Source organism: Acidithrix sp. C25, assembly GCF_904848545.2.
Window position 1 is genome coordinate 462,024 of record NZ_CAJHCI020000003.1, and the last position, 24,018, is coordinate 486,041.

19 protein-coding genes are annotated in these 24,018 nt (G+C 48.6%); 15 read left to right on the forward strand and 4 right to left on the reverse strand.

Translation table 11 applies throughout. From position 1 onward, the window contains the following. Window positions 1–86: 86 nt before the first annotated feature. Entirely contained in the window at window positions 87–1,856 is a 1,770-nt protein-coding gene (locus tag ACIDITHRIX25_RS000000101065) for an acetyl-CoA carboxylase biotin carboxylase subunit (protein WP_201731992.1), read from the reverse strand. A 52-nt stretch (window positions 1,857–1,908) separates the two neighbouring features. Here ACIDITHRIX25_RS000000101065 and ACIDITHRIX25_RS000000101070 point away from each other — a divergent pair, with 52 nt between their 5' ends. The 9 genes from ACIDITHRIX25_RS000000101070 to ACIDITHRIX25_RS000000101110 all read left to right on the forward strand — a co-directional run bounded on the left by ACIDITHRIX25_RS000000101070 (window position 1,909) and on the right by ACIDITHRIX25_RS000000101110 (window position 11,205). Continuing rightward, the gene (locus tag ACIDITHRIX25_RS000000101070) at window positions 1,909–2,700 is read left to right on the forward strand and encodes a biotin--[acetyl-CoA-carboxylase] ligase (RefSeq protein WP_052604510.1); all 792 of its coding nucleotides are present in this window, start codon (window positions 1,909–1,911) and stop codon (window positions 2,698–2,700) included. Window positions 2,701–2,870: 170 nt separating this feature from the next. Beyond that, the gene (locus tag ACIDITHRIX25_RS000000101075) at window positions 2,871–4,016 is read left to right on the forward strand and encodes an acyl-CoA dehydrogenase family protein (RefSeq protein ID WP_201731993.1); all 1,146 of its coding nucleotides are present in this window, start codon (window positions 2,871–2,873) and stop codon (window positions 4,014–4,016) included. A gap of 17 nt (window positions 4,017–4,033) precedes the next feature. After that, window positions 4,034–5,113 carry a glucose-1-phosphate thymidylyltransferase gene (locus ACIDITHRIX25_RS000000101080; protein WP_052604509.1) on the forward strand — a complete coding sequence of 360 codons (1,080 nt, stop codon included), beginning with the start codon at window positions 4,034–4,036 and terminating at the stop codon, window positions 5,111–5,113. 101 nt (window positions 5,114–5,214) lie between these two features. Further along, the gene (gene rfbB / locus ACIDITHRIX25_RS000000101085; protein WP_052604508.1) at window positions 5,215–6,228 is read left to right on the forward strand and encodes a dTDP-glucose 4,6-dehydratase; all 1,014 of its coding nucleotides are present in this window, start codon (window positions 5,215–5,217) and stop codon (window positions 6,226–6,228) included. Window positions 6,229–6,313: 85 nt separating this feature from the next. After that, on the forward strand, window positions 6,314–7,198 hold the full coding sequence (rfbD, locus tag ACIDITHRIX25_RS000000101090; RefSeq protein WP_201731994.1) for a dTDP-4-dehydrorhamnose reductase: 885 nt from the start codon (window positions 6,314–6,316) through the stop codon (window positions 7,196–7,198). Between the two features lie 48 nt (window positions 7,199–7,246). Then, window positions 7,247–8,128, forward strand: a complete 882-nt coding sequence (locus tag ACIDITHRIX25_RS000000101095; protein WP_201731995.1) for a glycosyltransferase — start codon at window positions 7,247–7,249, stop codon at window positions 8,126–8,128. Between the two features lie 134 nt (window positions 8,129–8,262). Continuing rightward, window positions 8,263–8,988, forward strand: coding sequence for a hypothetical protein (locus tag ACIDITHRIX25_RS000000101100; RefSeq protein ID WP_201731996.1), 726 nt, complete (start codon window positions 8,263–8,265; stop codon window positions 8,986–8,988). Window positions 8,989–9,141: 153 nt separating this feature from the next. Beyond that, window positions 9,142–10,212, forward strand: coding sequence for a nucleotidyltransferase family protein (locus ACIDITHRIX25_RS000000101105; protein WP_052604504.1), 1,071 nt, complete (start codon window positions 9,142–9,144; stop codon window positions 10,210–10,212). A 12-nt stretch (window positions 10,213–10,224) separates the two neighbouring features. Then, window positions 10,225–11,205, forward strand: a complete 981-nt coding sequence (locus ACIDITHRIX25_RS000000101110; protein ID WP_160291720.1) for an NAD-dependent epimerase/dehydratase family protein — start codon at window positions 10,225–10,227, stop codon at window positions 11,203–11,205. Between the two features lie 77 nt (window positions 11,206–11,282). On the opposite strand, the gene cofE is transcribed toward ACIDITHRIX25_RS000000101110, so the two are convergent. The 3 genes from cofE to ACIDITHRIX25_RS000000101125 all read right to left on the reverse strand — a co-directional run bounded on the left by cofE (window position 11,283) and on the right by ACIDITHRIX25_RS000000101125 (window position 14,052). After that, window positions 11,283–12,002 (reverse strand): coenzyme F420-0:L-glutamate ligase, encoded by a 720-nt coding sequence (gene cofE / locus ACIDITHRIX25_RS000000101115; protein ID WP_201731997.1) that lies wholly within the window; start codon window positions 12,000–12,002, stop codon window positions 11,283–11,285. A gap of 4 nt (window positions 12,003–12,006) precedes the next feature. Continuing rightward, a complete protein-coding gene (cofD, locus tag ACIDITHRIX25_RS000000101120; protein ID WP_201731998.1) occupies window positions 12,007–12,948 on the reverse strand; it encodes a 2-phospho-L-lactate transferase in 942 nt (313 codons plus the stop codon). Between the two features lie 129 nt (window positions 12,949–13,077). After that, window positions 13,078–14,052 (reverse strand): NAD(P)H-dependent flavin oxidoreductase, encoded by a 975-nt coding sequence (locus tag ACIDITHRIX25_RS000000101125; RefSeq protein ID WP_201731999.1) that lies wholly within the window; start codon window positions 14,050–14,052, stop codon window positions 13,078–13,080. Window positions 14,053–14,636: 584 nt separating this feature from the next. On the opposite strand from ACIDITHRIX25_RS000000101125, the gene ACIDITHRIX25_RS000000101130 reads away from it, so the two are divergent. The 6 genes from ACIDITHRIX25_RS000000101130 to ACIDITHRIX25_RS000000101155 all read left to right on the forward strand — a co-directional run bounded on the left by ACIDITHRIX25_RS000000101130 (window position 14,637) and on the right by ACIDITHRIX25_RS000000101155 (window position 23,873). Continuing rightward, a complete protein-coding gene (locus ACIDITHRIX25_RS000000101130; protein WP_201732000.1) occupies window positions 14,637–15,791 on the forward strand; it encodes a glycosyltransferase family 4 protein in 1,155 nt (384 codons plus the stop codon). A 4-nt stretch (window positions 15,792–15,795) separates the two neighbouring features. Further along, entirely contained in the window at window positions 15,796–16,926 is a 1,131-nt protein-coding gene (locus ACIDITHRIX25_RS000000101135; RefSeq protein WP_052604498.1) for a glycosyltransferase family 4 protein, read from the forward strand. A 54-nt stretch (window positions 16,927–16,980) separates the two neighbouring features. After that, window positions 16,981–18,117, forward strand: a complete 1,137-nt coding sequence (locus ACIDITHRIX25_RS000000101140) for a glycosyltransferase family 4 protein (protein WP_201732001.1) — start codon at window positions 16,981–16,983, stop codon at window positions 18,115–18,117. Window position 18,118: 1 nt separating this feature from the next. After that, window positions 18,119–19,036, forward strand: coding sequence for a GDP-mannose 4,6-dehydratase (locus ACIDITHRIX25_RS000000101145; protein WP_052604496.1), 918 nt, complete (start codon window positions 18,119–18,121; stop codon window positions 19,034–19,036). Window positions 19,037–19,309: 273 nt separating this feature from the next. Beyond that, window positions 19,310–22,303, forward strand: a complete 2,994-nt coding sequence (locus ACIDITHRIX25_RS000000101150) for a glycosyltransferase family 2 protein (protein WP_201732003.1) — start codon at window positions 19,310–19,312, stop codon at window positions 22,301–22,303. Between the two features lie 58 nt (window positions 22,304–22,361). Next, window positions 22,362–23,873, forward strand: coding sequence for a DUF5719 family protein (locus tag ACIDITHRIX25_RS000000101155; RefSeq protein WP_201732004.1), 1,512 nt, complete (start codon window positions 22,362–22,364; stop codon window positions 23,871–23,873). Window positions 23,874–24,018: the final 145 nt, after the last annotated feature.

Here is a 24,018-nt window from a genome sequence, read left to right on the forward strand (position 1 = left end):
CTCCTTTGATGCTCTCAAAGGCCTTTGGGACCATCTTCTCTATTTATTTTTAGCTTGAATCGTAGCGATCTGCGAAGGGGTATCAGCTAGGAGATTACAACGACAATATCTCCGGTGCCAACCGTATCTCCTGGTTTAACCTTAATTTCGGTTACCTCTCCAGCCTTATCGGCCAAGATTGCATTTTCCATCTTCATCGCCTCTAAGATGCAAACGGTGTCACCCGCGTCAACCTTGTCCCCAACGTTGACTGAAACTTTTACGATCGTGCCCTGCATTGGAACGGAGATCTTCCCGGAACCACCAGTGGCGCCGTGTGCATGCGATCTCGATCTAGGCGAAGCTGCACCCTTTCTTCCAGGTGCCAGAGGGGCAGATGCTACAGAGGTTGCTATCTCAGGGAGGTAGAGGCGAACGTTGATCCTCTTACCGTTGACTTCGGCTGTAACATCTCGTGCCACGACCTCATTGCCTTGATCGTCCGTCGAAGTAGGACGTGCTACCTTTAGGGATTTTAGTTCCTCTACACCCTCAACCCATTTGGTTGAGTGAGTCGCATTTATAAAGTCAGCTTTTTCAAGAAGAATTTGTTGTGCTGGAATTGTAGTAAGAATTCCTTCAATTTGAATTTCGTCAAGAGCTCTGACCATTCGTCGCCGTGCTGACTCTCGGTCTTTACCCCAGACTATTACCTTACCAACTAGGTTGTCGTAAAATTGAGATACCGTATCGCCTTGAATGTATCCTGCATCCAAACGGGTCGCAAAACCGTTAGGTGCGGTGAACTTGGTGATAGTTCCCGGTGAAGGTAGAAACTTTCCGCCGGATGGGTCTTCTGCGTTGATCCGGATCTCAATGGCGTGTCCGGATCTCTTTATTTGGTCCTGAGTGATACCAAGAGGTTCCCCAGCTGCGATTCGGATTTGAAGTTCTACTAGGTCAAGAGAGGTGATCGCTTCGGTAACTGGATGTTCGACCTGGAGGCGCGTGTTCATCTCTAAGAAGTAAAATTCTCCGTCTTGAAAGAGAAATTCTACGGTACCAGCGTTTCTGTAACCACAGGCTCGTGCGACTTTGATCGCCGCCTCTCCCATTCTTTGGCGTACAGAGTCATCAAAGTTAGGTGCAGGAGATTCTTCAATAAGTTTTTGGTGGCGACGTTGGCATGAGCAATCTCGTTCTCCGAGCCAGATCGCATTACCAAAGTTGTCGCAAAAGATCTGCATTTCTATGTGACGTGGCCAAGTTAAATATCGTTCGATGTAGCTCTCAGAGCGTCCAAACGCTTTTTCTGCCTCTCTTTGGGCAGATTCTAGTGCTTGAGCTGCCTCTTGTGGCGAGTTGACTACGCGCATTCCGCGTCCGCCCCCACCGTAGGCTGCCTTGATTGCCACGGGCCAACCGAACTCTTCTCCAAAGGCGATGACTTCGTCTGGTGATTTGATGACTTCTACCGTGCCAGGAACGCCCTCGACGCCTGCTTTTGTAGCAGCGATCCGTGAGGAGATCTTGTCGCCCATCACCTCGATAGCCTCGGGAGGTGGCCCTATAAATGTCACTCCGATCTCGCCAATGGCTCGTGCGAAGTCAGTATTTTCTGAGTAGAAGCCATATCCAGGGTGTAATGCGTCGGCGCCGCTAAGCGTTAGCGCATTGAGGATTGCATCCGTGTTGAGGTAGCTCTCGGCCGCTGTTTGTCCGCCTAAGGCGTAGGCCTCATCGGCCAAGCGTACATGTAAGGCTTCTCGATCTAGCTCGGAGTAGACAGCCACAGTGGCAATGCCCATCTCCTTTGCAGTGCGAATCACCCTTACCGCGATCTCGCCCCGGTTTGCGACAAGAATTTTTTTGAACACCGGTATCCTTTCATTGCGCTGACCAATCATTTTATGGTCTAGTTTCGCATGTATGGATTATACGATACAACTTGACCTCAACAATGGTTGGAAATTAAGACACATAGAAAGTATTGACTCCACAAATACCGAGTTGAGTCGTCTTTGTGCCATCGAAGATATTCCAGAGGGAATGGTTCTAAGCACTAATCATCAAGAAAGTGGTAAAGGCCGTCTTGGGCGGAGCTGGATCGACGAACCTGGCGACTCTCTGCTCTTTTCGATTCTGTGTCGTCCCGGAGTTCCTCTAGATGATTATTTTTATGCCACCATGGCTATGTCGATCTCTGCTTGTGAGGTATTGCAGGACTATGGGGTAGTCGCCGAGATCAAATGGCCCAACGATATTTTAGTGGGAGGTGCCAAACTCTCTGGGATGTTATCAGAGGTGGGTGAGAGTAAATCCGGAAGATTCATGATCATTGGAATGGGCATAAATGTTAATCAGGACCATAGCCGGCTTGAGGTTCTCAAGCGTAACGCGACTTCGATGGCGATTTTGACGGGGAATCAACTGGATCTGTCAATGAGACTCTTGCTTGCCAGCCGCATTGTCGAGGCCTTTGCTGGACGATATCTACCTATGAGCCAAGGAGACCCTGCGCCGAAGGTTCAGATATTGCGACAATATCGCTCTAGATGCGTGACCATTGGTTCGTTCGTAAGGGTGGAATTGAACGATGGTGAATCGATAAGTGGCAACGTATTGGATATATCGAATCAAGGCCATCTGTTAGTCGAATTGGACTCCTGCATTAGGACAGTCCAAGCAGGTGATGTACACCACGTCTTTCGCTCTAGCTGAAGTCGCTCCAGATGAAGTAAAGCTTGCTTTCATTTGTAAATCCACTTTTTTGACTGGGGCGGATTTGAACTGACTTAGTTGGAACAAACTCAAAGATGAGGCCATGGTGGTGAATGTGGTTTTGGAAGTTAAATTGTTTGGTCGATTCTAAAGCGATAGGCTTTAGGACTATGGACTTTGAGTTAATGCACCACCAAGAAGAGTTTAGAGAGCTGATCGAGAGCTTTGCGGCTAAAGAGATCGCCCCTTATGCTGATCTTTGGGACGAAAGGGGTGAATTTCCCCTTGATACAATCCTTAAGCTTGGCGAGCTGGGAGCTTTTGGGATCACTTTTCCAGAGGAGTTTGGCGGCTTAAATTTAGAGTTCTCGACCCTTTGTATCGCTATTGAAGAACTTGCTAAGGTGGACTCTTCCGTCGCTATCACCTTGTCCGCGGGCGTTGGCTTGGGCGCGAATCCGATTTTTTCATTCGGTTCACAAGAGCAAAAGATGAGATATTTGCCTTCGATGTGTGAAGGTAAGGCTCTAGGAGCTTTTGGCCTTACTGAGCCGGATGCAGGTTCAGATGCAGGAGCAACTCGAACGAAAGTTCGTTTGGACGAAAAGACCAATGAATGGGTTATTAGCGGCTCAAAGGCTTATATCACCAATAGCGGAACACCGATAACCTCTGTTATTACCGTTACGGCCCGCGACGAGGACGGGGTGAGCACGTTTTTGGTTCCTAGTGGAACTCCGGGCCTGGTCGTTGAGCCTTCGTATCGTAAATTAGGCTGGCATGCATCTGATACCCACGGCCTTTCTTTGGATGAAGTTCGCCTTCCTTATGAGAACCTTTTGGGTGCAAAAGGCAGAGGTTTTGCGCAATTTCTTTCGATATTGGATGATGGAAGAATCGCAATAGCTGCTTTGGCGCTTGGACTGATAGAGGGATGTCTGGTCGAATCCATAGAGTATGCCAAGACTAGAAATGCATTTGGCGGACCAATAGGACGTTATCAAGCGGTTGCTTTCATGTGCTCAGATATGGCCACTAAAGCGAGCGCAGCGCGTCATCTGGTCTATCATGCTGCTTGGCTCAAAGATAATTCCAAGCCATACAAACAGGCCGCGGCGATGGCAAAACTTTTTGCGACCGAGGCCGCCGTCGAAGTTTCGCGAAGTGCAACCCAAATCTTTGGGGGAGCAGGTTTCATTGAAGGCAATGCTGTTGCGCGCCATTACCGTGATGCCAAGATCTTAGAAATAGGAGAAGGTACCTCGGAAATTCAAAGGCTCGTGATAGCCCGTAGCCTTGGCTTGCCCCAAAAGTGATTATTATCTAAAGCGCTATGACGACACTCAAGGGACTCGTGCTTGCGGGCGGTACTGGAACACGCTTGCGGCCAATAACCCATACTTCTGCCAAACAATTAGTTCCCTTAGCAAATAAACCGATCTTGTTCTATGCTCTTGAATCTCTGGCCGAGGCCGGAGTGGTTGAGGTAGGAATGATAGTTGGCGAAACCCGCAAAGAGGTCATGGCTGCAGTTGGCGATGGCAGCGACTTTGGATTGAAGGTAACTTATATCCCCCAGGAGCAACCACTTGGCCTTGCACACTGTGTCATGATCGCCAAGGAGTTTCTAGGTGACTCTCCTTTTGTCATGTTCTTAGGGGACAACCTCATAAAAGACGGAATTGTAGAATTTGCCAACAGCTTTCGTGAGCGTGAGCCTGGAGTGTGCGCCGAGATCTTACTTGCAAGGGTCCCTGATCCTCATAGATTTGGCGTGGCCATTTTGGATGATGACGGCCACGTAAAGGGACTTGTGGAAAAACCAAAGGTGCCGCCGTCGGACTTGGCGCTAGTCGGGGTCTACTTCTTTGACACCTCGGTTCACAAGGCTGTCGAATCAATAATGCCATCTGCACGTGGGGAACTTGAGATTACTGATGCAATTCAATACCTTATAGATTCAGGGGCCAGGGTCTCCAGTAAGCAGATTTCAGGATATTGGAAGGACCTCGGACAGCCCGAAGCTCTATTAGAGGGTAACCGCCTTGTTCTTGAAGACATTGAAGCAAATACCATGGGAGTGGTAGATGAACTTTCTGTCGTTGAGGGGCGGGTAATCATCGAAAAAGGAGCGACAATTCTGCGATCGCGTCTTCGAGGGCCGGCAATTATAGGACGTGGAAGCGTCTTGAAAGATTGCTTCATAGGGCCATTTACCTCCATCGGGGAGGATTGCCTGATTGAGGCAACGGAGATTGAAAATTCGATCCTTTTAGCCGGGACTACTGTGGATGGTATCCAGTCGCTCGAGGGGTCAGTGTTGGGCAAGCAAGTAACGGTGCGCCGGCGCCAAGCTCGCCCGATAGCTAATCGGCTCGTGGTTGGGGATCATTCGATCGTTGAAATCGCTTAGCTTTGCTTTAAATGGAGCTTTGATAGCGGATTTCTGCGCTTAGTTAGGCTACCATAGGCCAGAATTATTTTGGAAACAATACCATTTAGGATGGAAATTTAATGAATATTTTAGTGACTGGCGGGGCTGGATTTATTGGATCCAACTTCGTTCGATACTGGATGAAGGCACATCCCGCCGATACCATCGTTGTCTATGATTCATTGACTTATGCGGGCAATATTCACTCGCTCGACGACGTCGCTACTTCTTTTCATTTCGTCAAAGGCGATATTGCCAATAGCGATCTAGTCTTTGAGAGCCTCAAGCGTTTTGAGATCAACGTCGTGGTCAACTTCGCTGCTGAGTCTCATAATTCTTTGGCTATTTTGGATCCAGGTCGCTTCTTTCAAACGAATGTTATGGGTACTCAAGGACTTATGGAGGGTGTGAGGCGTGCTAAGGTGGATCGCTTTCACCACGTCTCCACCTGTGAGGTCTATGGAGACATGGATCTAGATGAAGAAGGAGGATTCAAGGAAGACTCTCCTTACTTGCCTAGGACGCCTTATAACGCCTCTAAGGCTGGCGGAGATCATGTTGTTCGCTCCTATGCGTTGACCTATGGGGTCCCGATTTCAATAACGAACTGCGCTAACAACTACGGCCGATATCAATTTCCTGAAAAGGTGGTTCCGCTTTTTGTTACCAATGCAATTGATGACCTTCCGCTTCCGCTATATGCCTCGACCTCCAATAGGCGAGAGTGGATACATGCCCTAGACCACTCCAAGGCGATAGATCTCGTCATCAACAAGGGGCGCGAGTTCGAGACCTATCATGTAGGTACTGGCGTTGAAAAGAGCATTCTAGACATTGCGGACTTAGTCGTCAAGCACCTTAATAAGGACGAGTCAATTAAGACCATTGTTCCTGATCGTCCCAGTCACGATCGACGTTATCTGTTGGATTCGTCAAAGATTCGCCAAGAGCTTGGGTGGGAGCCTGAGATTGAATTTGACGATGGAATTGCCGACGTAATTGATTGGTATGTTGCAAATAGAAGCTGGTGGGAGCCACTGAAACTTCGAGCTCCTGTCGTAGAGGGCCCTGGCAGCAGCTGGATATCGAAGTAGTATTTCACTCCTAATCGGAACTTATTTTCTCTGGCACCCATTGCTACACATTGTCAGTGGCTAAAGTGCCAAATGATGTCGTCTTTTGACGAATTGGATTGAGGTCATATTGAGACTTTTAGTGACAGGCGCAAAGGGTCAGGTTGGCTCGGAGTTCGTTGAAACCGTTGCTCAAAAGGAAAGTTCATGGGAGGTTTTGGCGACCGACAAGGATGAACTTGACTTTACCAACAGAGTTGAGGTATTTGGAGCGATCGACTCCTTCTTGCCAGATATCATCGTTCACTGTGGTGCGCTGACGGCAGTGGATCTTTGCGAGGATGAAGTCGAATTGGCCTATTCCATCAATGCAATGGGGACACGTTTTCTAAAGCAAGGCGCACGAAGAGTAGGAGCTAGTGTCTTCTATCTCTCCACTGACTACGTCTTTAATGGTCTAGGAACGACACCCTATAGGGAGTGGGATGCGCCAGATCCCTTGTCGATCTATGGAAAGTCTAAGTTGGCTGGGGAGTTGGAACTTGACTCTAGCGACCTGATAGTTCGCACAGCCTGGGTTATGGGCAAATACGGCAATAACATCCTAAAGACGATGATTCGCCTCGCTAAGGGCCAAGGAGATGTTACCTTTGTCGATGATCAGTTTGGGATACCCACGGTTGTCACAGATTTGGTCGATGTTATGATTAAACTGATTTCGGATCGACAAAGTGGGATCTATCACGTCACAAATTGCGAAGTGACCTCGTGGCATGACTTGACTAAGTTTGTCTTTGAAACCTTAGGGGCAAATCCATCGCGAGTTCTACCAATTGCCACAAGTCAGTTGGATTCTTCGCGCAAAGCTCCTCGACCGGCCTATTCGGTATTGGATCACAGCGCCCTTCGTCTAGGAGGCTATGGAGAGACTCCAATCTGGCAGGAGTCTGTATCTTGTCTGATAGCTCAGTTGCGGGATAGCTATCTCTAGCCCGCTGAATCTTTATGAGATGGAATTTTAATTTAAGGCCCAAGTGATATGTCATCTCCAAAGATAGCGTCGATTGTCGTCAACTACAATACCGGCTCGTTGCTGTGTGATTGTATAGGCGCCCTGTTGATGGGGCCTAGCGAATTGATAGTCGTAGCTGATAATTCAAGTAGTGACGGATCGATGGAATTGATAAAAGAGAAGTTTCATAATGAGATCGATACTTCTAGGTTGGTCCTAAGATCCATGGTCGGGAACTTGGGTTACGGGAGAGCAATAAACGAGGTATCAAAGGACCTTTTGGGTTTTGACCTCTTTATCTGCAATCCGGACTGTGTTATAAGCGGTGATGCGCTTTTAGAGCTCTCCTCGTTCAAAGAGCGAACCAATGTCGCCATAGCGGGACCACTTATAAAAAATAGCGATGGAGAAATCTATCCATCGGTGCGTCGCTTCCCGTCTCTGGCAGTTTCGGCTTTTCATGCCGTCCTTGGACAACTGTGGCGTAATAATCCATTTTCAAGGCGTTATCACTCTATCGAGAACGAGAGCGTTGGAGATGATCGATGGATTTCGGGTGCTGCGATGTTGATCTCAAGCGACCTTTTTAGAGAGGTTGGTGGCTTTGACGAACGTTATTTTATGTTCATGGAAGATGTAGATCTCTGTCGACGGATAATAGCAAAGGGATATGATATTGGCCACGATAGGGAGGCGGTAGCTATTCATTATCAAGGAAGATCGTCTAGTTCTCGACCATATTTTGTGGCCTACATGCACCACCGTTCGCTTTTGATCTATTCGAGTTCCACGCTTTTGGGGTACAAGGCTTTGGCTCTACCTTTGGTGGGAGTCGGTGTCGTCCTGCGATTTTTGATTACGATTGCAGTGACGAGATACAGACGTTTTTTAGAAGGTAGGACCCTTTAGTCGACTAAAAGACTTGAAATTTATGCTATTCGCCGATGATAGTCAAGGGATTTATTGTGGCTAAGCGTCATTTTCCCCTCAACGGCTAGAGTGGTAAGGGCTAAAAATCTATTCGGAGTGAGTCAAGAAATCATATGTCAAAGCAATCCGTAGGTAAAAGAGTGGCGAGAGCGGCCGCAACTGGTGGCAGTAGGTCTAGGCGCGGCGCTGTACCTATTGGTTTCTATACATCCATAGCATTAGTTGTGGTGGTGGGATTCTTCGTGATCGGATATTCGCGGTATCAACGACTCAATCCAACAGGAGCAAAGGCTGCGCCTCCCCTTGTGGGTACAACGTGGCACGTTGCACTTGGCGTCTATGACTGTGGAACTTTTTTACCTAATCTCCCAGCCCAAAAGAATACAACGAAGCTCTCATTTTATACAACGGGCAATGGCTTGATAACTGTATCGCCTAAAACCAAGTTGGATGAGGGCTCTAATGCCACTTTTGGCAAGTTTGTTCTGAATTATTCAGGTCTTTATGTCTCCTCGTCAAAGGTGACCTATCCAGGACATGCCTCCTTGGCAACAGGTCAAACATGCAATGGTAAGCCTGCTTCGATAAAGGTAGAGACTTGGTCTTCACTTTTGGGTAAAGGACAGATCGTCACCGGAAATCCTGCAAATATTGTATTTGGAAATCAGCAGCTCATAACTGTTGGTTTGGTGGCAAATGGTAAGTCTCTTCCAAAGCCAAATTCTACTAAGGCGCTCGTAAACCTGCCTGTAACACAAGCACTTGCTACAACCACAACTACTGCGGCTCCAGCGACAACTGCGGCTCCAGCGACTTCTACGACAAAGGCACAGGGTTAGCAAAGAGTTTTCCAAAATACAATTTCCACACCTTTGTCTTGTGAGAATGTGAAGTTCAAGAGGCGTTTCGATATTGTTTTTAAAATTTCTAAGGGTATGATGGTTCTACAAGGTCCGCACCCGACGCTTCGGCCTTAGGTGGCGCAAGGAGGCATGTTGCAAGCAGTTGTTCTAGTCGGAGGTATGGGTACGCGCTTGCGTCCACTTACTCACGAGATTCCAAAGCAGATGCTCAAAGTGGCCGGTATAACCATGCTCGAGCGAGTTGTAACGAGGCTTGGACAAATTGGAGTTGACAGGGTCGTACTTTCGCTTGGCTATAAGCCTGACGTCTTTATCAAGGCTTTTCCAAGCGGTAAGGTTGGCGGGGTGCCAATTTGTTATGCGGTAGAAGAGACTCCACTTGACACTGCAGGAGCCATTAAATTTGCAGCCGAATACGCAGGGATTGACAGCACATTTCTAGTTGTAAATGGCGACGTTCTCTGTGATTTTGACTTGGAGACCTTGGTTAGCGCCCACTTGAACAATCGTGGTTTGGCAACTATTGCCTTAGTTCCAGTTGAAGATCCTTCGGCATTTGGCGTGGTGCCAACAGATTCGGCGGGTCGAGTACTGGCCTTTATAGAAAAGCCAGCGCGCGAATTAGCCCCATCAAACTTTATAAATGCAGGCATTTACGTGCTTGAGCCCCAAGCTCTGTCGTCGGTGGAAAGCGGGGAGCGCGTTTCCATAGAGCGAATGGTCTTTCCTCAACTTGTCTCAGATGGCCACCTATTCGCTGAGCCCTTTGAAGGGTATTGGGTAGATGCCGGCACGGTGAGTAACTTCTATTCAACTTCCATGCACTTTCGAAGGATACTTGTGGGGGCGAGTGGAGGCTCCATCTCCTCCAAGGAGTCTTTGTTGGTTGGCAAACTTCCAAAGGGATACACGGTAAGTGAAGACTCTTTGATCGCTCGAAATGCCAGAATAGCTGAGTCCGCAGTGATTCTTCGCTCCATAATCGGTGACGGGGTGGTTATTGAGGCAGGGGCAGTAATAGAGGATTCTATTGTGATGGATCGAGCAATCGTGGCTTCATATTCGCGAATAACCGATTCAATAATTGGCGATGAAGTAGAGGTTCCACCCGAGACGATCGTGGAGGAGCTCTCAGTCCTTGCACTTGGCTGCGACATTGGTGCGGGCGAACGTCTAAGCGGTCAAAAGATTCCGAGCTAGATGGATCGGGTCATGGTTACGGGTGGTGCGGGATTTATTGGCTCGCACCTAGTCGAGCGGCTATTATCCCAGGGATTATTTGTCGACATCGTGGACGATCTCAGCACGGGTCGCCTAGCAAATTTGGCATATGCCCGAGCTAAGTGGCTAGGCTCGCTGGCCTTTCATCAAATGGATGTGCGTTCTGCGTCGATGATTGAGTTGACTAAACGTAAACGTCCCTCGGTCATCTTCCACTTGGCGGCTCAGACTGATGTAACTTTCTCCATGGATAACCCCTTAGAAGATGTGGCGGTGAATCTAGGTGGTTCGCTCAGGATCCTTGAGGCAGCACTTGGCGCTAGTTGTTCTAAAGTTATCTTTGCCGCATCTGCAGCGATCTATGGGGATCCTCCAGCTGATCTTCTTCCGCTGGATGAGTCTGTCTCACTCGATCCAATCTCGCCCTATGGTGCTTCAAAGCGGGCAGTCTTAGACTATCTGGATATCTATCGGCGCAACCACGACCTTGAATATACAGCTTTGGTTTTTGCCAACGTCTATGGTCCCCGCCAAGGGTGTTCCAGAGAGAGTGGGGTAATCTCAACCTTCATGGAGCGAGCTTTGGCCGGCCGACCCTGTACTATCTATGGCGATGGCAGCCAGAGTCGAGACTTTGTTCACGTCGATGATGTGGTAGATGCGCTAGTCCGCTCGATTGACAATGGTGGTGGCCTCGTCTTGAATATTGGGACATCCATAGAGACGACGATCGCTAGGTTGCATGAAGAGATCGTCCATGTGACAGGGAGTACACTTCGTCCAAGGCTCCTGCCCAAGCGCGAAGGTGAGATCCAAAGGAGTGCCTTAAGTGCAGTCAAGGCCGAGACTCAACTTGGTTGGCATCACTTTACCTCGTTAAGTGATGGATTGATGGATTTAGTCGATTGGTATCGATCTAACCCTGATGAATTTGTTCATCGGCGAATCAATAAGGCTTCAAAGGAGAAGTAATCGACAGGGAGGCTTGGTCAAATTGTGGCAAGCGAACCTCGACTATTCTCTAAGTCTATTACTACCTAAGCTGACTATTACCTAAAGAGATCTTCTCCGTAGGGTCTAATTATCTCGTCCTTAACTGAGCCTTCACGGAAATGGCTCGGATCTATTCCTCGCACTATAACAACGGGAATAGCCCCTGACTTTGGCTTTGTGAGTTCGGCGGTTGCGGCAATTTCATCCACGATAGCTATTTCCGTAGCCACAAGGGGGCGACCGTTGCTATCTAGAGTACCCCTCAAGTCAGAGATTGGACCTATTCCAGCTGATCCTAGGGCTATATCTGTAACGCCGCGCCTCCAAGCTCGGCCAAAGGTGTCACTTATAATTACTGCGACATCTATTCCGATAAGTGCTTTGATTCGATCTCTTATTCTTCGAGCTGAGCGATCTGGGTCGGCAGGTAGGAGACAGATCGAACCATCTGGCATATTGGATTGATCTATTCCAGCATTTGCACAGACGAAGCCGCCTTGGGTCTCTGTGATCACAAGCTGACCCCTTTGGCGTAGGACGCGTCTTGATTCACCGATGATGATTGCATGGATCTCTTCGGGCGTGAAGCCGTCATTAGGCGCCTGAATGATGCGTCCCTCAACTTTTGAAACGATCTTCGAGGTAACGACGATAACGTCATGGTGGTTCAAAGTGGTATTTTGAATGACGATATCGGCTATGGGATCGCCCTTTTTGAATTCGGGTAATCCGTGGATGGCTATGGCGGTAACGACTCCACTTTGATTTGGATCCATAGTCCTATCTCTCATATGATGTTAGGGCCAAAGCCGCTAATGATATCTTTGAATCAATAGTGGTCATTATGGTATTAGTGGCGACCACTCTTACCCCTAGGGACTCGATCTGATCGATGGAATTTGAATCGATCAGATCGATTATCAACCTTGAGATGTAATCGCGATAGTATTGGGCAACCCCAAGGGCGCTAGCTGGATACCCAAAGGCTTCAAGAACTTTATCTGCCGGTCCCTTTAACGCCTTACCGTCCACTATGGGCGAAATCGCCACCACGTCGCTTCGACGTCTGGCAATTGTCTCGGCGATCTTGGGAATTGCAAGAATTGGTCCAATTGAAAGTATTGGGTTAGATGGTGCGATTATGATACGTTCTGACTCTTCAAGTGCCTCTATGACACTTGGGCTCAGGCTCGCACTCTTAGAGCCCACATAGAAAACGTCTTTTACTATTGGCTTATGTTGGTACTTTACGAAGTACTCTTGGAATGAGGTGCTCTCGGTCTCTCCGGATGGGTGAACCAACTCGAGCTTTGTTCGTATCTTGTCGTTAGTGGCAGGAAGTAGCTTCAATTTCAGTCCGGCATTGTCTGAGATCTCTTTGGTAACTTGTTCGAGCGTGGCACCCTCTCTGAGGCGTTCGCTTCTAAAGAGATGAGTCGCGAGATCTAAATCTCCCAATTGGAACCAAACCTTGCCACCTAGGCCCTTTAGGCGTTCCATGGTACGCCAACTTTCGTTGGCGAGGCCCCACCCGGTTTGGTGATTTACCGCGCCTGAAAGGGTGTAGGTGATGGTATCCAAATCAGGGCAGATGTATAGGCCGTGCATGACATCGTCATCTCCGACGTTGGTGATCGCGACTATCTCTTGGCTTTGATCCAGTGCGATAAGGCCCTCTAAGAATTTGGCGGCGCCGACTCCGCCGCAAAGAACTGTAATCATTTGTACGATCCTATTTGAACTAACGCAAGTGTAATCCCCTTTCCCAAGGGAGGGGTGGTTCACGAAATTGTTGATCTGATAGTGACATTTTGAGCTCTATTGACCCACGAACTACATAAAACTTGGTGGCTAGAGCGCTAATCTTTCGGCCAACGAGATCTTTGCTGCCATGAATTCTTCCTCGATTCTAGTGACGAGCTCGGCTGTGGTTAGGGCGGCTTTGACCGAGCCTATTCCGTGACCGGCGCCCCATATATCTTTCCACGCCTTTACATTTGTACCTGAACTTGAAAAATTCATCGTCGTTGCGGACTTAGCTTCCAGGGTATCTGGGTCTAGCCCAGATGCCAATATCGACGGCTTGAGATAGTTGCCATGAACTCCAGTGAAATGGGAGGTGTAGACGATATCTGAGGAGTCTGAGGCTGCCACCATCTCTTTGTGTGGCGCCGATGCATTAGCTTCTGTGGTGGCGATGAAGATTGAGCCCGCATATCCAAAGTCTGCACCCATAGCGATTGCCCCGAGAAGTGAAGCTCCGTTTCCGATAGCGCCTGATAGCAGTAGAGGTCCGTCAAAGATTTCACGTATTTCAGAGATTAGAGCCAACGGTGAGGTCGATCCGGCGTGACCGCCGGCTCCAGATGCAACCGCGATTAGGCCATCTGCCCCTTTTTCCAAGGCTTTTTCGGCAAATTTTTTATTTATGACATCATGAAAAACGATCCCCCCATATTCATGGACTGCGTCAAAGACGTCGCTTCTAGCACCTAAGGAAGTGATGACGATGGGCACCTTGTGCGCGATTGTAACTTCCAAATCTGCATCTAGGCGATCGTTTGATCGATGAACTATCTGATTGACAGCAAATGGGGCAATTTTGGTGTCTTGATCGCTCTCTCCCCCTACTGCGAGTGCCTCTTCGATCTCAAAGAGCCATTCGTCAAATTGTGAGGTTGGTCTTGCGTTTAAGGCTGGAAATGACCCAACGACGCCACTTTGACATTGAGCGACCACGAGTTTTGGATTTGATATTATAAAAAGTGGCGCGCCGATAAGTGGAATTCGTAGAGATTGAGTAAGTCTTTTGGCTATAGGGTGCATTTCTTTGCTGGCTCCTTTTGGTTGCTTGAAAGTATCTTCTGGCGCGATCTTACGTTGGCGGAATATTGTTTGATTCCAAACTACTCTATCTGACACACCCCAACATGTGGTTCGTAAGTGGCTAGGTGATTTAATTAGGTCGGACTTGATTGTTTGCTAATTCAATTTAATTTTTCAGTTGTAACCTGCAGCTAAATAATTACTTAGAGAGATTAGATAAGGAGTTACCCGGATAGCTCCTATGGCTCAGGCCTTCACCAAATTTGAAGCAGCGAATTGATGCAGAACTTTTATCTGATGAATTCCACGGCTCTTTGGTGAACTGTGATTCGAATTGGTTTTAGAAGTCAATAGATTCGCTATTGCGGTAACTTCTCACCCAGACTCATTTTTTTGCATTTATTTGAGCGCTTGTGAAATTAGCTCCTCATCTCTTGGCAATCGGTCTGTTTGAGCTGTCAATTGGTAAAGTTAGTGGCGTTATGTCGGCCTCTTAGAACAGGCGAGGTTCAATTTGTCTTTTTTGACTAGGTGGGCGATTATCTTTACGTTACTAAGGTTTTGCGAACGAGATTGTAAAAGTCATGATAAAAGTGGGATTTGATGCCACGCCATTGTTGGGGCCTAGAACCGGAGTCGGGGAGTTTTGCTCTGGAGCAATTCGCAGTCTCGATTCCCTTGAAGGGGTTGATCTAAGGACATTTGCGGTTACGTGGAGGAATAGAGGTCGGTTGCCAGCCGCTCTAGGCGGAGTTGCGCCGTCAAAACAACTACCAATGCCCGCCCGACCGCTTCAGAAGCTCTGGTCGAAGGTTAACTTCCCTCCAATTGAACTCTTCGTTGGGAGCCTAGATGTAGTTCATGGATCGAACTTCGTGGTACCTCCTAGCGCGAGGGCCGCCAGAGTTGTTACGGTTCACGACCTTACGCCACTTTTGTATCCTTCTTTGGCCGAACCTGCCACGCTAGCCTTCCCCCGATTGGTGGGGCGGGCGATAGAAAATGGCGCTTTGGTCCACACCCACAGCGAATTTATCGCTGAGCAAGTTGTTGAGTATTTTAGAGTTGATCGTGAACGAGTTATAGCAGTGGCACCTGGTGTTGCTCAGCTTCACGAGCTGGCGGCGGGGTCAGCTCGTGTGAGTGACGATCACTTTGATCCAGCCCTAGAAGGGGTCGCATTGAATGGGCGCCCGTTTGTTTTGGGTTTAGGCACGATTGAACCGCGGAAAGACTTTCTAACTCTGATTGGAGGATTTGAGGTTGCCGCACGGGCAAATGAGGATTTGATGCTCGTGATCGCCGGTGGTCCGGGATGGGGATCCGACGAAGTTGAAGAGAGGATTTCCAGGTCTCCATTTGCGGATCGAATAGTTCTACCGGGTTATGTAACTTCTGCGATGCGCAGATGGCTCCTCTCAAAAGCGTCGGTCTTTGTCTATTCGTCAATCTATGAGGGTTTTGGACTTCCGCCCATTGAGGCGATGACCATGGGGGTTCCTGTGATCTCCTCTAGGGCGGGATCTCTCCCAGAGGTACTTGGTGACGCGGTCGATTATTTCGATGTGGGTGATGCGAATGGTCTTGGTGAGAGGATTGAAGTAATGACGAACGACGATCGATTAGTTGCGCAGCTTCGAATTCGTGGAACTGAGCGCGTTGGTAGATATACCTGGGCAAAGTGCGCTCTAGGGCTTAGAGATATCTATTTGAAAGCTATTGAGGTCCAAAAGAGTTGAGGCTTTGGAGATTGAGACACAAGAGAGGGGCAATGTGGCGAATCTGACTCAAAATGGGCGACTCCTTATTATCCCAGAGCAGCTACACGCCATAGTGCCGGGTGGAATTGGGGCCTTTACTCATAATATTTTGGCTGAGTTGGCCCCACTTCTGATTAGATCAGGGGTGGATTGTGAGATCTTTGGATCCAAATGGCAGGGATCGTCACCGGATCCATTTGGGGAATACGGAGTCAAGTACTCCAATGCCATTGTCCACAACCGCATTCTCAATCGACTATGGGACTATAGCAACTTTTCGACACCAAAGGGTTTTGATAGGTTGTTGAGCCTTTCCATTGCAGGACCCCTGCGAGGTGGCCCAAGTTCCAAGGTTTATACCATCTATGACCTAGCTCATAGAATCGTGCCTGAGACGTTGACTCCTCGTGGAGTTGTTTGGCACGAAGCTCGACTTCAGAAGATTTTGAATTCAACTTCTTCTGTTATTACAATCTCTAATCGATCTTTGGACGACCTTGTCGATGCAGGCTTTGACCGAGATCGAATTACTCTTGTTCCGCCTGGTTCGGACCATCTGCCCATCGCCGACCTACTCGGAGCCGATGACCTGTTGCGCAGGGTCGGAGTATCCTCCCCGTTTATTTTGTCTGTGGGCACGATGGAGCCTAGGAAAAATCTTCACCGGGTTATAAAGGCTCTTCAAATGGCTCGGCCGCTTCTCGGGGGTGAGTTTCCTCTGGTGGTAGTTGGTCCTAGTGGTTGGGGAGAGGCCATAGCGCCCACCAAGGGTGTCCACCTCGTTGGTAGGGTGGACGCTTCGATACTGGCCGGCCTTTACCAACGGGCGAGCGCCCTTGTCTATGTTCCATTTTTCGAGGGGTTTGGCCTTCCACCGATTGAGGCGATGGCATCTGCTACCCCGGTGGTCGCATCCTTGTTGCCCTCAACCTCATCTGAGAATTCTGTAATAGTTGACCCATATTCGATTGAGGATATCTCAAGAGGAATCGTTGAGGTAGTGACCGATTCGAAGGTTTCTTCTAGGGTCGTTCGTGAAGGTTTGATCACAATTTCTGCCATGAAATGGTCGCAATCGGCCTTGACTATAGGTAGGCAGTTCTATGGCATATAGAGAGATCGCAGGAGACCGAATGATTTATGAGATAGAGCCAAAGGAATATATTCAATGGAGGGGCTGATCTCGATCGACCTGAGTGCAATTCCTAATCGCCTAACTGGCGCTGGCCGGTATGGCATCGAGATGCTAAAGGCAGTATTGGATCAAAATGACCAAGAGACACTTTCGTTTCTGGGGATTACTAGAAGCGGTGATGGCGATCGTATGACGGCTCTGATTCCGACTTTAAGGTTTGCTGAGTTGGTGCCAAATGGTCGCGTTAGTCGCTTAGCCTACGAACGCCTATTCATGGCTTCGCAACTTCGGCGAAGAAATGTTAAATTGCACCACGGAATTCACTATACTTCGCCAGAGCCATTTGGTGGAAGAGTGGTTGTAACGGTTCACGACACAACCTTTATCGATCATCCAGAGTGGCACGAGCGCACTAAAGTGGGCTTTTTTCGTCATGCAATCGCTAAGGCGGCCAAGCGGGCAGATGCATTGATCTTCCCATCTCAATTCGCCAGAGACCGCTTTGAACTTTTCTATCCTAACAGTGGGGAGCGAGTGGTCATCCCTCATGGAGTGGACGTAAGTCAATTTGGGGTAGTCTCTTCTGAATCGATTGCGGTAACTAAGCTAAGCCATGGAATATCAGATGAATACCTCTTTTATTGTGGCACAATCGAGCCGCGTAAAAATTTAGGGCGCATCCTTGATGCCTTCGCATCTACAAAGATCCCCGGCCTTCAATTTGTTATTGCAGGATTGAGTGGTTGGCGAAATTCGAAATTCTTTGCCACCTTGGAGCCCTTCGTGAAGAGCGGTAAAATCAGGGTTTTGGGATATGTCTCTGACGCCGATTTGGGTTCGCTCTATGCCGGCTCGGTTGCAACACTCTATCCCTCTCTCGAGGAGGGATTTGGCCTTCCGGGTTTAGAAGCGTTGGCTATGGGGTCAAAGCTGATAACGTCAGTTGATTCTGCGATGGCCGAATATGCAAATGAATCGACTTATCTTGTGAATCCCTATGATACCGATGAGATCGCTAAGGCGATAATAGGGGTCTATGACCACTTCGGTGGTGGTGAGAGGGATAGATCATTAGGCCTTAGCTCCAAGGATGAACTCCTAGCGAAGTATTCATGGACCATAAGTGGACAACGGCACTTAGAGCTCTATCGTAGTATTCTATCAATTTGAAATGTCGGGGGAGAATTTGCGCGCGCTTGTAACTGGAAGCAGAGGATTTGTCGGACCATATCTCCTGGGGGAACTTCGCCAAAGAGGAATTGAAGCCACGGAGTTGACGCCTGATAGCGATATCTGTGACTTTGAGGTCATTAGTTCTGAAATCGAAAGTTTTGTTGATCTTGGTGGCGAGATGGTGGTTTTTCACCTTGCCGCATTGAGCCATGTCGGAACCTCCTGGCGCGAGCCAGAGAGGTATCTGTCGATAAATGCTGGTGGAACGCTCAATATTCTTAGAGCTATCGCCACTAGGAATGTGAAACTTCGTTTTGTATATGTCTCTTCTTCGGAGGTGTATGGCAACCATAAAGAGCTTGACAAGGTGGACGAGAAAGTCTCGCCGATGCCGCTTAGCCCTTATGCCGCTTCGAAGCTATGCGGGGAGACCTTTGTCCTGCAATATGGTCGTGCCTATGGGCTGGATGCGATAGTTGCACGCCCGTTTAATCATATTGGCCCCAATCAATCGGATAACTTCTTAGTCGCTGCGATTGCCAGGAGACTTTGCCAGGCAAAGCGCGATGGAGGCTCATCGATTCCCGTCGGTAATCTTGATGCAGTCAGAGACTTTCTGGATGTCCGTGATGTGGTTCGAGCGTACGTCGATTTAGCCTTAAAAGGAGAGGCAAACAGCCTCTACAATATCTCGTCTGGTCGCGGAGTCATGGTCTTGGATCTTATAAATCGCATGATTGACCTTTTGGGCGTTGAGATAAAGTTGACCACCGACCCCACCTTGGTCCGACCGGTTGAGGTTGCGCGACTAGTTGGAGATAGTTCAAAGTTGATTCGGGATCTTGACTTCGAAGCGAAATTCAGTCTCGACGAAACCCTATTAGATGTTCTGTCATATTGGCAAGATCGCCTATAGCCCGATTTACGCTCTTTGATAGGTCGTTGCGTGCCACCATAAGACGCTGGAGTCCTAAAAGAGCAAAGCCTACGGTTGAATACGTCAAATCCTTTAGTTCATCGGAAGGGCTTTTGGCCATTTGAACCTCACTTTTTGTCGATCAGTAATCCAGAAATCAATTTTCCAAACAAATTTATGTCCTTGTTTGCCAGCATAACTCAAACAAAGCACTTTCGCTCCCCACTTTGTGTGGGCATTGGCGAATCGACAAGCTAGCCTATTTAGTTCGATATGGCAGTTCCGCCTTTAGTTGTAGTAGTCATGGTAGCCAATGACCCCGGTGATTGGTTCGAAGAGTCGCTTCAAGCAATTGTGGCCTCAGACTACCCGAATTTTTCAGTAATTATCGTTGACAACGGTTCAAGAGTGACTCTCGCCCAAAGGGTGGGGGCATCGCTCCCAAATGCTCTTTTTCTTCGAAACGAGACAAATCTAGGTTTTAGTGCTGCAGTGGATGCTGCGGTGAGGAATGTTACCTCAGCGACATATCTAATGATATGTCACGATGACGCGGCGGTAGCGCCAGATGCAATTTCAATTATGGTCGAAGATGCACTGCGGATGAACGCCTCGATAGTGGCTCCAAAGATCGTTAGCTGGTCTTATCCTGATCGAATTACCTCATTGGGTTTTGACGTTGACCGCACGGCAGCATTGCGATCACGAATCGACGTTGGCGATCTCGACCAGGATCAGTTTCCTATCGTTGAAGAGGTCTTTGCGGCTCCGGGTGCTGCGATGTTGGTGCGATACGATCTCTTTAATGTTCTGGGCGGCTTCGACCCTGAGATCTACCTCTTTGGCGAAGACGTGGAGCTCTCCTATCGTGCGCAATTGGCTGGGGCTCGCGTAATTGCATCTTCTTATGCCAAAGTCCGCCACATGGGGGTCTTGGTCAATGGTGTTGATGGCGCCTATGTCAATTCGAAGTTTCAACCCATAAGGCGTAAATTGCGTCGCGCCGAGCGATCCTATTACGTTCGTGCAAATCAGATGCGATGCATAGTAAACAACTCCTCTGGCTTTGCTCGTCGGTATTCAAAGATCCAACTTTGGCTGCTTGCACTCTTAGAGGCTGCATATTTCGCAGTTTCTGGCCGATGGCGTACCGCTAGGGCCATACTGAAAGGCCTCAGGGACGGAGCAAAAAAATCACCGACTCAATCGGTTCGATGGGAGGTCGGTGCTCAGTCGCGTCTTTTAGATTTTAGAGATATGACTCTAAAGTTGGCGCGAGGATCGGCTCGATTGTCGGCTTTTTTTGCGCATCAGAGGAACACACGTGCTCAAATTAGGTATGAAGTTGAGCGGTCAAAACGCAACGATCGAGGCGCTTTTTTAGAGAAAGAGAATCTGAGCGAAGACGCCATCGATCCTACATCTTTGGCGACGCGATATGTACAACGTAGGTTTGCTCGCGTAATCCAGGGTCTGATCCTCGTCTTTATACTTGTCGCGGGGCGCCACGTCTTGTTTTCAAATCTACCTGTGTTTGGCCAGTTTGAGCCATTCCCACATGGGACAAGTCTGTTGTCTGACTTCTTTTCAGGGTCGTTGTCTTCCTCTACAATATCGCCTACCTCAGTTCCAGCTGGCTATCTATGGTTGGGCGTGATCGGAACATTCTTCTTTGGGGCAACCGGTCTCTTCTATCACCTTTTCTTGATTGGTTTGGTTGCAACAGGCCTCTTCGGCGCCTTTCGACTGGGTGCACGATATCGCAACCCGCTTTCAGCTTCGATCGCTATGCTTTCGTATTTTTCAACTGGAATATTGACTGGACTGATCTCAGTCGGCACTCTCTTTGGCCTCGTAACGTTTGCCTTTGCACCGTGGATTTTGGGTATCGTATTGGATTTCCAAGAGGAGTTAGCGCCTGGTTCGAAGATTCGTGCTCGATCGTTCTTTAGAGGCGCATTCATCGTCGCTATAGCGACCTCTATCGCGCCGGCTTTTTTTATTGTATTTTTGATCCTGACGTTGGCGGTGATAGCGTCGACTGTCTTTGAGCGCCATTCGATGGCTCAAATTCGATCGATGTTGCGTTTTCTTTTTGGTATTGCTGGGGTCGCTTTAGTCGCGAATGCGACTTGGTTTTTAGGATACATCCATTCGGGCGCAACTGTGGCGTCTCTATTTGGGGCCGAGCCCCCCTTTGATTTAGCGGTTCGGTCGATCTTTGACTTCTCAGTTTCGGGAGGAGCGATGATTAATTCGTTTGCCATCCTCTCGCTTTTGAGCGTGATACTTTCCCCCATTTTTACAAGAGGTCTAAGAACACGTCGGTCGATCCGAGCTTTGATTCTTGCGATCGTCTTTGTCGCTTTTATCATAGGATCTAATGGTGGTGGCTTTGGGTCGGATCCGATTCCCCTCGCCTTTCTTATGCCGTTCCTGGCGGCGATCGTCGCATATTCAACTGCTAATGGCGTAGATGGCCTCTATCGAGACCTCCCCAGAGAGACCTTCGGAGTTCGTCAAATTGCCGGCGCACTTTCAGTGATTGGCCTTTTGGTGGCTTCATTTGGGGTGGGAGCTCCCATATCAGGTGGTCGGTTGGGTCTGCCTGTGAGTGGCTATGGGTCTACATTGGGATGGTCTACATCATCTAAGATCGCATCTTCGCGCCTTCTGTGGATTGGAGATCCAGCTGCAATTCCAGCAGGTAGTTGGTGGTTTGACTCAGGTGTCGGCCTAGCAGTGACCAACTCTCATAGCCTGTCTTTTGAGAACGTCTACACACCGATTCAACTTGGCAAGTATGGGGGTGTTCAAGCCGGTTTAGCTCGAGCATCTTCTTTCGAGACAATTCGGCTGGGATCCTATCTTGCGAGTGAGGGCATCGGAAATCTGATCTATCCGCAGTCTGGGGTATCACCTGCTGTTGCTCGGGTGACTCTTACGCTTTCAAGACAGAAGGACTTGATCCAAGTCTTGACCGATCCAAGCGTAACAGGTTATGTCGTGCATGGTAGGAAGATAGCACACTTCCCATCTCCTCATGGCCCGTCTGCTTCATGGCCACTGTTTTTAGGATCTTTCGAGGTCCTAGTTTGGCTTGGCTTTGTTGACTTAGTCTTTGGTGGCGGTTTTATCTCGTCTCGGGTTGTTACTAGGGTAAGAGTGTCGCTAGCTACCCAAAGGGACCAAAGAAACCAAGGTGCATCTGGAATTGGTGAGAATACCATTGAGAATCCAAAATCCGATCTAGAGGTGCATAGATGATTTTTCAATTGATTCAGTGGAGACCTTCGCCTCTTTTTCACCTAGAGACGTTGTAGTCGTGGATTTCATAAGAAAGTTTTTTCGACTACATAGACGTGAGGGTATTGTCGGCATTTTCTTGGCGGTTTTGCTGATTGGCGTCGTCTTTGCTAACAGTGCATCCAGCAGGGTGCTAGTCAAACAGTCGCAGTTCGTACCTTCTTTTTCGGTCTCTCCGGTCGCGTCTGACTCCTCAACGTGGTACTGCTCGCTTCCTCAGGCTAAGTATTTTGGCAAGAGATCGCTCTCTTTGGTCTTGACCAATACTTCGAAGTTTTCTCAGACTGCTTCAATATACATCTATAGCAAAAACGCTAAGGCCAAGCATCTGAAGATGAAGATTCCTGGAGGGTCCCTTAGACGTTTTGGAATGCGTGGACTTTATAAGAGCGCAACGGGGGTTTCAGCTGATTTTACAGGTGGAGCCGATCTGGTCTCGCTAGTTGCCTCCCTGCCCAGCAGTAATGCCGAAGGATTCTGTCAGCCATCGCCTGGCCCTACCTGGATCGTTCAAGGTTTTAATACGGTCTCGGCCTCTAAGGGATTTCTGTCGATCTTCAACCCGTTCGCTACGGATGCAATTGTAGATATTAGCTTTGTGACACCGACAGGGCCAGTTGATCCAGGTCCGCTTCAGGCTGTAGTAGTCCCAGCATTTTCTTCGATCGACGTTAGATTGGCCGATTGGTTTCAAAATACCCCTGCAATTACAGCCTCAATTCAAACTCGAATCGGAAGAATTGTAGCCGGTGGCTTCGAGGTGCGCTCAGACTCAAAGGCCAATGGGATGGTTTTTGCGAGTACTACCCCTGAGATCTTTGCAAACACTGACTTTCCACTTCTGGTTCAGACCGCCAACCAGAGCGTCGACTTGAATTTGGAAAACCTCTCTTCAAGTCAAAAGAATGTGTTGATCTCAATCAAGACTTTAAGTGCTCAAACTACTGTTAAGGCCCCGGCGATAGGCCATGGGGCGAAGGTATCAACTATTTCCGAGACAGTTCCGCCTCAGAGCTCTCTTGTCGTCCCATTGAAGGCGGTGGCGAGTGTACCAGTGGGCTCTTTTTTCTTCGTTCGAGTTCATTCGAATTATACGGTGGCTGCGCTGGCAACTTTGGCCGGTTCGGATTTAGGTCCCCTGAATGGGTATTTCATTGAGAGTGGCTATGGTAGTTATTGGCCCTCGTGGCTCTCGATGCTTGACATAAGCCCCTTTGGCGCCAAGTATAACCAACTCGCGCTCTATTATGGAGGAGGTCAGGTTGTCTCTGCAAGGGGTTCACAGACAGCGCTATTTTCTAAGGCCTTCGTCGATGGTCAGGCTCCCTCCTCAAAACAGAGTGGAATTGACGCCAATGCCGGCATTGGCGTTGTCCCGTCTCCATCGAGCGTGCAGCTATTTCCAACCACTAACTCTGTTGGCTTTCCCGATCTGTTTACCCTTCGATCTTCGGCACCGACCGAGATGGCTCTTGCCTATGTCACCCCCGATGGCTCTATAATTCCAATTCCATCTATTCCTTTGGACTGAATTAGGTTCGGACCCCTGGTGACCATGATGAGCTATCTCTTTAGGATTATTCAAGGTTCATATCTTTTCGCGACTTGGATAAGAAGCTGATCAGAATGCACGAGTTGGCTAATTTAATCGTTTTGCCTTGTGGGATATGGCAAGG